The organism is Serratia proteamaculans, assembly GCF_008830365.1.
GTDB lineage: Bacteria > Pseudomonadota > Gammaproteobacteria > Enterobacterales > Enterobacteriaceae > Serratia > Serratia proteamaculans.
Genome location: NZ_WBKI01000013.1, coordinates 22,985 through 32,923, shown reverse-complemented (window position 1 = coordinate 32,923; position 9,939 = coordinate 22,985). Strand labels below are relative to the sequence as shown.

General features: G+C 49.0%; 10 protein-coding genes, 4 tRNA genes, 1 other RNA gene and 1 pseudogene. 14 read left to right on the top strand and 2 right to left on the bottom strand.

What is annotated here, in order from left to right:
- Positions 1-499: 499 nt before the first annotated feature.
- The gene (gene murB, locus F8R23_RS24030; protein ID WP_129937383.1) at positions 500-1,537 is read left to right on the top strand and encodes a UDP-N-acetylmuramate dehydrogenase; all 1,038 of its coding nucleotides are present in this window, start codon (positions 500-502) and stop codon (positions 1,535-1,537) included.
- Positions 1,534-2,496 (top strand): bifunctional biotin--[acetyl-CoA-carboxylase] ligase/biotin operon repressor BirA, encoded by a 963-nt coding sequence (birA, locus tag F8R23_RS24025; protein ID WP_129937384.1) that lies wholly within the window; start codon positions 1,534-1,536, stop codon positions 2,494-2,496. The genes murB and birA overlap by 4 nt, the downstream gene beginning before the upstream one ends.
- 44 nt (positions 2,497-2,540) lie before the next feature.
- On the opposite strand, the gene coaA is transcribed toward birA, so the two are convergent.
- Both coaA and F8R23_RS24350 read right to left on the bottom strand, forming a co-directional pair.
- Entirely contained in the window at positions 2,541-3,491 is a 951-nt protein-coding gene (coaA, locus tag F8R23_RS24020; protein ID WP_085117644.1) for a type I pantothenate kinase, read from the bottom strand.
- Positions 3,492-3,700: 209 nt separating this feature from the next.
- Positions 3,701-3,908: pseudogene (locus F8R23_RS24350) on the bottom strand (GNAT family N-acetyltransferase); the annotation flags it as partial.
- Between the two features lie 266 nt (positions 3,909-4,174).
- On the opposite strand from F8R23_RS24350, the gene F8R23_RS24010 reads away from it, so the two are divergent.
- The 12 genes from F8R23_RS24010 (at position 4,175) to rplL (ending at position 9,761) form a co-directional block, all read left to right on the top strand.
- A tRNA-Thr gene (locus F8R23_RS24010) sits at positions 4,175-4,250 on the top strand.
- Positions 4,251-4,274: 24 nt separating this feature from the next.
- Positions 4,275-4,359 (top strand) — tRNA-Tyr (locus tag F8R23_RS24005).
- A 46-nt stretch (positions 4,360-4,405) separates the two neighbouring features.
- Positions 4,406-4,521: non-coding RNA, RtT sRNA (locus tag F8R23_RS24000), on the top strand.
- Between the two features lie 37 nt (positions 4,522-4,558).
- Positions 4,559-4,633, top strand: a tRNA-Gly gene (locus tag F8R23_RS23995).
- A gap of 6 nt (positions 4,634-4,639) precedes the next feature.
- Positions 4,640-4,715 (top strand) — tRNA-Thr (locus F8R23_RS23990).
- Between the two features lie 109 nt (positions 4,716-4,824).
- On the top strand, positions 4,825-6,009 hold the full coding sequence (tuf, locus tag F8R23_RS23985; RefSeq protein WP_112349314.1) for an elongation factor Tu: 1,185 nt from the start codon (positions 4,825-4,827) through the stop codon (positions 6,007-6,009).
- A gap of 257 nt (positions 6,010-6,266) precedes the next feature.
- Positions 6,267-6,650, top strand: coding sequence for a preprotein translocase subunit SecE (gene secE, locus F8R23_RS23975; RefSeq protein WP_012004740.1), 384 nt, complete (start codon positions 6,267-6,269; stop codon positions 6,648-6,650).
- A 1-nt stretch (position 6,651) separates the two neighbouring features.
- Positions 6,652-7,197, top strand: a complete 546-nt coding sequence (nusG, locus tag F8R23_RS23970; RefSeq protein WP_012004741.1) for a transcription termination/antitermination protein NusG — start codon at positions 6,652-6,654, stop codon at positions 7,195-7,197.
- A 158-nt stretch (positions 7,198-7,355) separates the two neighbouring features.
- Positions 7,356-7,784: a 50S ribosomal protein L11 gene (gene rplK / locus F8R23_RS23965; protein WP_006323135.1), complete on the top strand. Its 429-nt coding sequence runs from the start codon at positions 7,356-7,358 to the stop codon at positions 7,782-7,784.
- A gap of 3 nt (positions 7,785-7,787) precedes the next feature.
- The gene (rplA, locus tag F8R23_RS23960) at positions 7,788-8,492 is read left to right on the top strand and encodes a 50S ribosomal protein L1 (protein ID WP_112349313.1); all 705 of its coding nucleotides are present in this window, start codon (positions 7,788-7,790) and stop codon (positions 8,490-8,492) included.
- A gap of 343 nt (positions 8,493-8,835) precedes the next feature.
- Positions 8,836-9,333 carry a 50S ribosomal protein L10 gene (gene rplJ, locus F8R23_RS23955; protein WP_006323136.1) on the top strand — a complete coding sequence of 166 codons (498 nt, stop codon included), beginning with the start codon at positions 8,836-8,838 and terminating at the stop codon, positions 9,331-9,333.
- 62 nt (positions 9,334-9,395) lie between these two features.
- A complete protein-coding gene (gene rplL, locus F8R23_RS23950; RefSeq protein ID WP_012004743.1) occupies positions 9,396-9,761 on the top strand; it encodes a 50S ribosomal protein L7/L12 in 366 nt (121 codons plus the stop codon).
- Positions 9,762-9,939: the final 178 nt, after the last annotated feature.

The window sequence follows — 9,939 nt, the reverse complement described above, 5'->3', positions numbered from 1 at the left end:
GGTAGTGTGGGGTCTCCCCATGCGAGAGTAGGACACTGCCAGGCATCAAACAAAGTCGAAAGCCTCATGCGAAAGCATGAGGCTTTTTGCTGTGTGCGAAAGAAAGAGCAGACGCCGCTACGCTGCGTCTTGATAGCAGACTCCACATCACAATATCCTCCGAATAAAAGCCAACTGGTTATCTTTAATATATAAATATCAATAATGTTTAAAAATGATAAATAACTTCAAATATATATAATCCAATTTATGAGAAGTATTTTAATTTGTGCTAATACTACTCAGTTATGGGGGAATGCCGGTATTAATCATTTTGGTTTCTATCTAGAACTTATTACTTAATGAATTTATATAGAAAATACCTTATAAAACAATCTAAAGCATTCCTCGGATGGATGTTCACCAGATAAAAACCCTATCGATGAAAACAAATATTAGCCTGGCGTGCCGAATCGAGTAGACTAGGCGAAGGTTCATTTCCGTATAGGTATTTATCGTTATGTCTACTGAAAGCGCGTCATTAAAAAAACACAATACTTTTGCGCTCCCGGTCAACGCAGCGCATCTGGTCATTGCAGAAACAATCGAATTAATGATCAAGGTTTGGCAGAAAACGCAGAAGCGCCAAGAGCCGCTGCTGGTACTTGGGGAAGGGAGTAACATCCTGTTTCTTGAAGACTTTGCCGGTACGGTTATGATCAATCAATTAAAAGGAATCGACATCAGAGAAGAGAAAGATGCCTGGTTTCTCCACGTTAGCTCTGGCGAGAATTGGCATGGTTTGGTTTGTCGCACTCTGGAAACCGGCATTCCCGGCCTGGAAAACCTGGCGTTGATCCCCGGCCTGGTAGGTTCAGCCCCTATTCAGAATATCGGCGCCTATGGTATCGAGCTCAAGAGCGTATGTGACTACGTTGATCTGCTGGATCTGAATACTGGTGCCATTGATCGCATTGCGGCATCAGACTGTGGCTTTGGCTACCGTGAAAGCATTTTCAAGCATCATTTTCAGAAGGGCCATATCATTGTTGGTGTCGGCCTACGCCTGAGTAAGCAATGGGAGCCGATGCTGAATTATGGCGATCTGACAAAGCTGGACCCCGAAACGGTGACACCCCGTCAGGTGTTTGACTCAGTATGCGCAATGCGCCGCAGCAAACTGCCCGACCCTAAAGTAACGGGTAATGCTGGCAGCTTTTTCAAGAACCCACTGGTCAGTAGCGAAAAGGCCAGAATATTGATTACTGAATATCCTGGCATGCCGCATTACCCGCAGCAGGATGGTCAGGTTAAGTTGGCTGCAGGCTGGTTGATCGACCAGTGTGAGCTGAAGGGGCACCAAATTGGCGGTGCAGCGGTACATAATCAACAGGCGCTTGTGTTGGTTAATGTAGATAACGCTTCCAGTCAGGATGTGGTGGCGCTTGCTCGCCACGTACGTAATACCGTCGCGAAAAAGTTCGACGTATGGCTCGAACCGGAAGTTCGTTTTATCGGTACGGGCGGCGAGTTAAATGCCGTAGAGGTTCTCTCATGAAGGATACCAAAGTCCCTCTTAAGCTGATTGCAATACTGGCTGATGGTGGTTTCCATTCTGGTGAGCATCTTGGTGAGTTGCTGGGTATGAGCCGTGCAGCCATTAATAAACATATCCAGACCATCCGTGAGTGGGGCCTGGATGTATTTACCGTACCAGGGAAAGGTTATAGCTTGCCTGGCCCAATCCAATTACTGGATGTCGAGCGTATTCTTAGCCAACTGGCTGATAAGCGTGTCACCGTGCTACCGGTAGTGGATTCCACCAACCAATATCTGCTGGATCGTATTGGCGAACTGCAATCGGGCGATGCCTGTGTCGCTGAGTATCAACAGGCTGGTCGTGGTCGTCGTGGTCGCCAATGGATCTCGCCATTTGGTGCCAATCTGTATCTCTCGATGTTTTGGCGACTTGATCAGGGGCCTGCAGCAGCAATGGGTTTGAGTCTGGTCATCGGTATAGTGATGGCTGAGGTGTTGAAAGGCCTGGGTGCGGAAGGGGTCAGGGTCAAATGGCCAAACGACTTATACCTTAACGATCGCAAGTTAGCGGGTATCCTGGTTGAACTAACGGGTAAAACCGGTGATGCAGCGCAATTGGTGATTGGCGCAGGTATCAATTTGGCGATGCGTGAAACCAATGCGAATGCGATTAACCAGGGCTGGATAAACCTGCAGGAAGCGGGGATTAATATCGATCGTAATGAACTGGCCGCCACTTTACTCAATGAGTTACGTCAATCGCTGCGACAGTTTGAGATTGATGGTTTGGCACCGTTCATTGCGCGCTGGCGTGCGTTGGATAACTTTATTGATCGGCCGGTTAAACTGTTAATCGGCGAACAACAGATCTTTGGTATTGCACGCGGCATCGATCAGCAAGGGGCTTTATTACTCGATCAAGAAGGTGTAATTAAGCCATTTATCGGTGGGGAAATATCTCTGCGTAGCGCCGAATAATTATCATTAATAAGGGGCAAGAGTGCCCCTTATCTATTATTAAACTACTTTCTTAAGCGCACGTTTTCAACTGCGTGATTAGCACTCTTAGTCATTATCAGACTGGCTCGCTCACGTGTGGGAAGAATATTTTCCTGTAAATTCAGTCCATTAATCTCATTCCATAGTTGAGTGGCTATATTGATAGCCTCTGGCTCAGGTAGCTTGGAATAGTTATGGAAATAAGAATCAGGATTAGAGAACGCACCCTGACGAAACTTAAGGAATCTGTTGATATACCAGCTTTGCAGCAGTTCTTCAGGTGCATCGACATATATTGAAAAATCAACAAAGTCAGACACGAATACACGATGCGGATCGTGAGGGTAGTCCATCCCACTCTGTAATACGTTTAGCCCTTCCAGAATAAGAATATCCGGTTGTTCGATGACTTTATTGCCTTCGGGGACAACATCATAAATCAGATGGGAATATACCGGAGCGGTCACACGCTTGGCACCGGACTTCACTTCAGAAACGAATTTCACCAGGCTATGCATATCGTAAGACTGTGGAAAGCCTTTTTTCTTCATCAGCCCACGTTCGTTCAGCACCTTATTCGGATGCAGGAAACCGTCGGTGGTGATCAGTTCAACGCTACGATGTTCCGGCCAACTGCTAAGTAACGCCTGCAGCAAACGTGCGGTGGTACTTTTACCTACAGCAACGCTGCCGGCAATACCGATAATGTAGGGGATTTTTTGCCCGTCGGTGCCGAGGAATTGCTCAAGTACGGCCTGACGGCGCAGGTTGGAACTGATATAGAAGTTCAACAAGCGGGATAGCGGTAGATAAATCTGTGCTACCTCTTCCAAAGAGAGATCTTCGTTAATCCCTTTCAGTTTAACAATTTCTTCTTCTGACAGTGTCAGCGGCACCGAATTTCGCAACGCAGCCCACTGGGTACGATCGAACTGAAGATAGGGCGTCGCTAAAGATTGATCTCTTTTTATCATAAGCCAAATTCTGCCTGTTAACGCAGGTTGGGAAAGGCGCCGGACGCCAACTCCAGATAAGAAACAAGCTGCATATTATAGACAGCTTCGTTTTTGGCGTAGACTTTTTTCGAAAAAGTTGGCGATTAGTATGAGTTTATGTCAATTGTGCGAAGCGACGCGCAGTAGAGAGTGAGAGGGTTGTAAAGCGGTTTTCACCGGCAGTGATACTAACTGGCAATGGCTCGGGAGGGTAGGTTAACGACAAACAGGCGTTTGTAATAAATCACCGTAGGGTGGTAAATAACCATCTGGTGCGGCTGCGTAATCGGGTAATTCGCCCAGGCAGCGGTAAGCGGTAGCAGAGAGAACGATACAAGGCTTCAGCCGCTGAGCCGGCTTGGGGCCCAGATCAAGCAGGCCCCTCTGTAGGGCGAGTTTCCCCTTGGGAGGGCATCGGTTCTGCTCACGGCAGCTTAAATGGGGCGAAATTGCCACTCGGGAAGGAAAGGCTCGGTCGACACCCGCAAAAGAACAATTTAAGTCTAGGGGATGATGGCTGTGATTGATGAATCTTTGTGCGTCTGACGGTATGAATTGCCAGACACTAAGCAAAATTGGGTAATTTGTGAGCGAAAGTGCAGCTAACGCAATTTTTTTGTTGCATAGGCCGTCCGGTCTACCTAGAATGCGCTGCACTTGATGCCGGCTTAGCTCAGTTGGTAGAGCAACTGACTTGTAATCAGTAGGTCACCAGTTCGATTCCGGTAGCCGGCACCAATCAAGTCACAGTAGTTAAAATCTGGTGGGGTTCCCGAGCGGCCAAAGGGAGCAGACTGTAAATCTGCCGTCACAGACTTCGAAGGTTCGAATCCTTCCCCCACCACCATATCTTGCCTTCGGCAACTAACCGGCCAGCGATAAACTCGCAACGGTTAATCTGCGGAAGGGGAAGGCGAGAGCCTTCAGCAAGGTTCGAGTTGTGCAGCGCATTGCGTAGCCAGCCCGAAGGGTGAGAGTTAAGCGACGAACAATCCTTCTCCCACCTAAAAATTCTACAGAAAAGTCAGGTAGCCGAGTTCCAGGATGCGGGCATCGTATAATGGCTATTACCTCAGCCTTCCAAGCTGATGATGTGGGTTCGATTCCCACTGCCCGCTCCAAGATGTGCTGATATAGCTCAGTTGGTAGAGCGCACCCTTGGTAAGGGTGAGGTCGGCAGTTCGAATCTGCCTATCAGCACCACTTCTTATTCTCTCGCCCCCTGATTTTCTTTCTGTTCTGGATTCAACAAGCAACTGCTTGGTTGATGTGGTGATACCACCGATTTATCCGTGTCTTAGAGGGACAATCGATGTCTAAAGAAAAGTTTGAACGTACAAAACCGCACGTTAACGTCGGTACTATCGGCCACGTTGACCACGGTAAAACTACCCTGACTGCAGCGATCACCACCGTTCTGGCTAAAACCTACGGCGGTTCTGCACGTGCTTTCGACCAGATCGATAACGCGCCAGAAGAAAAAGCTCGTGGTATCACCATCAACACTTCTCACGTTGAGTATGACACCCCGACTCGTCACTACGCGCACGTTGACTGCCCAGGGCACGCCGACTACGTTAAAAACATGATCACCGGTGCTGCTCAGATGGACGGCGCTATCCTGGTTGTTGCTGCGACTGATGGCCCTATGCCACAGACCCGTGAGCACATCCTGCTGGGTCGTCAGGTTGGCGTTCCTTTCATCATCGTATTCATGAACAAATGCGACATGGTTGATGATGAAGAACTGCTGGAACTGGTAGAAATGGAAGTTCGTGAACTTCTGTCTGCTTACGACTTCCCTGGTGATGACCTGCCGGTTGTTCGTGGTTCAGCGCTGAAAGCACTGGAAGGCGAAGCTGAGTGGGAAGCTAAAATCATCGAACTGGCTGGCTACCTGGACTCTTACATCCCAGAACCAGAACGTGCTATCGACAAGCCGTTCCTGCTGCCAATCGAAGACGTCTTCTCCATCTCCGGTCGTGGTACCGTTGTTACCGGTCGTGTTGAGCGCGGTATCGTTAAAGTTGGCGAAGAAGTTGAAATCGTTGGTATCAAAGACACCGTTAAGTCTACCTGTACCGGCGTTGAAATGTTCCGCAAACTGCTGGACGAAGGCCGTGCTGGTGAGAACGTTGGTGTTCTGCTGCGTGGTATCAAGCGTGAAGACATCGAACGTGGTCAGGTACTGGCTAAACCAGGTTCTATCAAGCCGCACACTCAGTTCGATTCAGAAGTGTACATCTTGAGCAAAGAAGAAGGTGGTCGTCATACTCCATTCTTCAAAGGCTACCGTCCACAGTTCTACTTCCGTACAACTGACGTGACCGGTACCATCGAACTGCCAGAAGGCGTTGAGATGGTAATGCCTGGCGACAACGTGAACATGAAAGTCACCCTGATCCACCCAATCGCGATGGACGACGGCCTGCGTTTCGCAATCCGTGAAGGCGGCCGTACTGTTGGCGCTGGTGTTGTTGCCAAAGTTATCGCTTAATCGCTGATAACATTTGACGCGACACGCGGTAAAAGGGCATCATTTGATGCCCTTTTTCTACGCTGTGAACTAGAACCTATCTCATCAGCGATTTTGCAGTCATAATCATTGGTGAGATGGGCTCTTAAAGCGTATTGACTGAGATGCGTCATAGCGTAAAACACCGAAATGCTGCCGAGCGGCATTTGATCGGTTTGGTTTGCCTTGCAGTGCGAGGCAAAGTTGTCTGTTCTGAATTCATTGTGACAGGTTGGTTTATGAGTGCGAATACCGAGGCTCAAGGGAGCGGGCGCGGCCTGGAAACGGCTAAGTGGCTGATCGTCGCTGTTCTGTTGGTTGTAGCGATTGTCGGTAACTATTTCTACCGTGATTTCAGCCTGCCATTACGCGCGCTGGCCGTTGTAGTGGTTATCGCCGTTGCAGGCGCAGTGGCGCTGATGACGACCAAAGGCAAAGCCACCGTTGCGTTTGCACGTGAAGCGCGTACTGAAGTGCGCAAAGTGATCTGGCCAACTCGTCAGGAAACGCTACATACCACGTTGATCGTTGCCGCGGTAACTGCCGTGATGTCACTGATTCTGTGGGGGCTGGATGGTATTCTGGTCCGTCTGGTATCGTTTATTACTGGCCTGAGGTTCTAAAATGTCTGAAGCTCCAAAAAAACGTTGGTACGTCGTTCAGGCGTTTTCCGGTTTTGAAGGTCGCGTAGCGCAATCGCTGCGTGAATACATCAAACTGCATGATATGGAAGAACTGTTCGGCGAAGTCATGGTTCCTACGGAAGAAGTTGTTGAAATCCGTGGCGGACAGCGTCGCAAAAGCGAACGTAAATTCTTCCCGGGCTATGTACTGGTTCAGATGGTAATGAATGACGCCAGCTGGCACTTGGTACGCAGCGTTCCACGCGTAATGGGTTTCATCGGCGGGACTTCTGACCGTCCGGCTCCGATCAGCGACAAAGAAGTTGATGCGATTATGAACCGCCTGCAGCAGGTTGGTGATAAGCCGCGTCCGAAAACGCTGTTCGAACCGGGTGAACTGGTCCGCGTTAGCGATGGTCCGTTCGCTGACTTCAACGGCGTTGTTGAAGAAGTGGATTATGAGAAGAGCCGCCTGAAAGTTTCCGTTTCCATCTTTGGCCGTGCAACGCCAGTGGAACTGGACTTTGCTCAGGTCGAAAAAGGCTGATCAATTAATCAGCAATAAGTGGCTTTTTGCCGCTTGTCAGAGGCGCGAAATTGAACTATAATTTCGCGCCTTTTGTTTTTATAGGCCTTGCTCGTTGAGCGAGGTGAAACACGGGGAGCCTCTTGCGAGGCGTTATTACCCAAACCGAGGAATTGTAAATGGCCAAGAAAGTACAAGCCTACGTTAAGCTGCAAGTTGCGGCCGGTATGGCGAACCCAAGTCCGCCAGTTGGTCCAGCTCTGGGTCAGCAAGGCGTTAACATCATGGAATTCTGTAAGGCGTTCAATGCTAAGACTGACAGCGTTGAGAAAGGTCTGCCGATTCCGGTTGTTATTACTGTTTATTCTGACCGCTCCTTCACTTTCGTTACCAAAACCCCGCCAGCAGCAGTTCTGCTGAAAAAAGCGGCTGGTATCAAGTCTGGTTCAGGCAAGCCGAACAAAGACAAAGTAGGTAAAGTGACTAGTGCTCAGGTACGTGAAATCGCAGAAACCAAAGCTGCGGACATGACTGGTTCTAACGTTGAAGCGATGACTCGCTCCATCGAAGGTACCGCTCGTTCCATGGGCCTGGTAGTGGAGGATTAAGAAATGGCTAAGCTGACCAAGCGCATGCGCGTGATCCGTGACAAAGTTGATGCTACTAAACAGTATGACATCACCGAAGCTGTTGCTCTGCTGAAAGAGCTGGCCACCGCTAAATTCGTAGAAAGCGTTGACGTTGCTGTTAACCTCGGCATCGACGCTCGTAAATCTGACCAAAACGTTCGTGGCGCTACCGTTCTGCCTAACGGCACCGGTCGCAGCGTTCGCGTTGCCGTATTTGCCCAGGGCCCTAACGCTGAAGCTGCTAAAGCTGCTGGCGCAGAGCTGGTAGGTATGGAAGATCTGGCAGACCAGATCAAAAAAGGCGAAATGAACTTCGACGTTGTTATTGCTTCCCCGGATGCAATGCGCGTTGTTGGTCAACTGGGCCAGATCCTGGGTCCACGTGGCCTGATGCCAAACCCGAAAGTGGGTACCGTTACTCCGAACGTTGCTGAAGCAGTGAAAAACGCTAAAGCAGGTCAGGTTCGTTATCGTAACGACAAAAACGGCATCATCCATACCACTATCGGTAAGGTTGATTTCGAGTCAGACAAGCTGAAAGAAAACCTCGAGTCTCTGCTGGTTGCGCTGAAAAAAGCAAAACCATCCCAGGCTAAAGGCGTGTACATCAAGAAAGTTAGCCTCTCCACCACCATGGGTGCTGGTTTGGCTATCGATCAAAGCGGCCTGACTGCTGTAGCGAACTAATCGCCCTGCGATTATCGCTTTGACTTGGGGTTAAGATTTGTCTAGAATCTTATCCCCCAAGGTTTCGCTATTGGCAATAGCCATCAGCGAGACAAAAATTTTTCGGTTGGAGCCTGGCCTATCCAGGCCTCCGTCCAAGACCGCAGGTGTATCGAAAGGTACTTAATCCTTCCTGCGTAGACGGTGACAGAGCCTAAAGAAATTTTTTCTTTTTATAAAAGAATAGTCTTTGCTGGATTCTGCTCACCGTGTTTGAACGCTCTCACTGCGTGATTTATCACAAGGTGTTGAGTGATGTGAGTGCCGGGGATTTCCCCCGGCTAAATCCAGGAGCAAAAAGCTAATGGCATTAAATCTTCAAGACAAACAAGCGATTGTTGCTGAAGTCAACGAAGTAGCCAAAGGCGCGCTGTCTGCGGTTGTTGCGGATTCCCGTGGCGTTACCGTTGATAAAATGACTGAACTGCGTAAAGCAGGTCGTGAAGCTGGCGTTTACATGCGTGTTGTTCGTAACACCCTGATGCGTCGCGTAGTTGAAGGCACTCCATTCGAATGCCTGAAAGACACGTTTGTCGGTCCTACCTTGATTGCATTTTCTCATGAACACCCGGGCGCTGCTGCTCGTCTGTTCAAAGATTTCGCGAAAGCGAATGCAAAGTTCGAGATTAAAGCTGCGGCCTTTGAAGGTGAGCTGATCCCTGCGGCACAAATTGACCGCTTGGCAACTCTGCCTACTTACGATGAAGCAATCGCACGCCTGATGGCAACCATGAAAGAAGCCGCTGCTGGCAAATTGGTTCGCACTCTGGCTGCACTGCGCGATCAGAAAGAAGCGGCATAAGCCCTTTTTCTTATCCGTTGCTTACGTATTTAAACTATTTCTGAATCTTAGGAACTTTTGTTATGTCTATCACTAAAGACCAAATTATCGAAGGCGTTGCAGCTCTGTCTGTAATGGAAATCGTTGAACTGATCGCCGCTATGGAAGAGAAGTTCGGTGTTTCTGCTGCTGCTGTAGCTGCAGGTCCTGCTGCTGCTGCTGAAGCTGTTGAAGAAAAAACTGAATTCGACGTTGTACTGAAAGGTATCGGCGCGAACAAAGTTGCAGTAATCAAAGCAGTACGTGGCGCAACTGGCCTGGGTCTGAAAGAAGCTAAAGACCTGGTTGAGTCTGCACCAGCAGCACTGAAAGAAGGCATCAGCAAAGACGACGCTGAAGCACTGAAAAAAGCTCTGGAAGAAGCTGGCGCTGAAGTTGAAGTTAAATAAGCCACTGCTTTCTGAGTGCAGTCTGTTTTAACTAACAGGCTGATGGCTGGTGACTTTTTGGTCACCAGCCTTTTTGCGCTGTAGGGCGTCAGTAGAGTTTCACACTGTTTGGCTACTGGCTAACCCCAATATTTCTTTCTATCGACGACTTAATATATTGCCTTCCCTGCCGCAGCAA